Below are 1,185 nucleotides of genomic sequence, written 5' to 3' on the forward strand. Positions count from 1 at the left end.
CTCTCGCTGCTTGACCAAGCGCCTCAATAGTAGCGTCCTTCAACTCAAGGCCAAGATCTTCTGTGATAACAGTTCCACCTGTCAAGATGGCGATGTCTTCCAACATAGCCTTACGACGGTCCCCAAAGCCAGGGGCCTTAACTGCTACTACGTTGAAGGTTCCACGAATCTTGTTCAATACAAGAGTAGGAAGAGCTTCACCATCCACATCATCTGCAATAATCAAGAGTGGACGATTGCTTTGAAGAATACTTTCTAGAAGCGGCAAGATTTCTTGGATATTGGAAATCTTCTTGTCGGTAATCAAAATGTATGGATTTTCAAGGTCTGCCACCATTTTTTCGCTATCTGTCACCATGTACTGTGAAAGGTAACCGCGGTCAAACTGCATTCCTTCTACGACTTCAAGTTCTGTTTCCATACCACGTGACTCTTCAATGGTGATGACTCCATCCTTGCCAACTTTTTCCATGGCTTCAGAGATGTATTCGCCGACTTTTTCAGAACGAGAAGATACAGCAGCAACCTGAGCGATGGCTTCTTTATTGGCAACAGGGATGGCATTGTTTTTCAAGGCTTCTACTGCAGCAGCAACTGCTGCTTCAATCCCCCGACGAATGCCGATTGGGTTGGCACCTGCTGTGACGTTCTTGATTCCTTCACGTACGATAGCTTGAGTCAAAACAGTTGCAGTTGTCGTTCCGTCACCTGCGATATCATTGGTTTTTGAAGCTACTTCTGATACCAATTTGGCACCCATATTTTCAAAATGGTCTTCTAGTTCAATTTCTTTGGCAATAGTAACACCGTCATTGGTGATGAGTGGTGAGCCAAATGATTTTTCCAACACGACATTACGACCTTTTGGTCCCAAGGTTACTTTAACAGTGTCTGCAAGGATATCGACACCACGGACCATAGCTGAACGAGCATCAGATGAAAATTTAATTTCTTTTGACATACTTACTTTCTCCTTCTATTCTTCAATGATTGCCAAGATGTTAGCTTCACCAACGATGATATACTTTTCATCTCCATCTTTGACATCAATACCCGCATGTGCTTCAACTAAGACACGGTCTCCAGCCTTAACGCTTGGAGCAACCAAGTCACCATTCAAGGTACGAACACCTTGTCCTGTAGCTATAACTTGGGCTGTTTTTGTTTGTTCTTGGGCTGAGCCTG

The 1,185-nt window shown here is 44.1% G+C and carries 2 protein-coding genes; both read right to left on the minus strand.

Annotation, left to right across the window (positions count from 1 at the left end; all coding sequences use genetic code 11):
• Window positions 1–961, minus strand: a 961-nt coding sequence (groEL, locus tag GMD6S_RS11375; RefSeq protein ID WP_000031547.1) for a chaperonin GroEL, incomplete at its 3' end; no start/stop codon positions are given.
• 15 nt (window positions 962–976) lie between these two features.
• A partial coding sequence (locus GMD6S_RS11380) for a hypothetical protein (protein WP_000474666.1) occupies window positions 977–1,185 on the minus strand: 209 nt, incomplete at its 5' end.

The sequence above is a fragment of the Streptococcus sp. GMD6S genome (assembly GCF_000297015.1).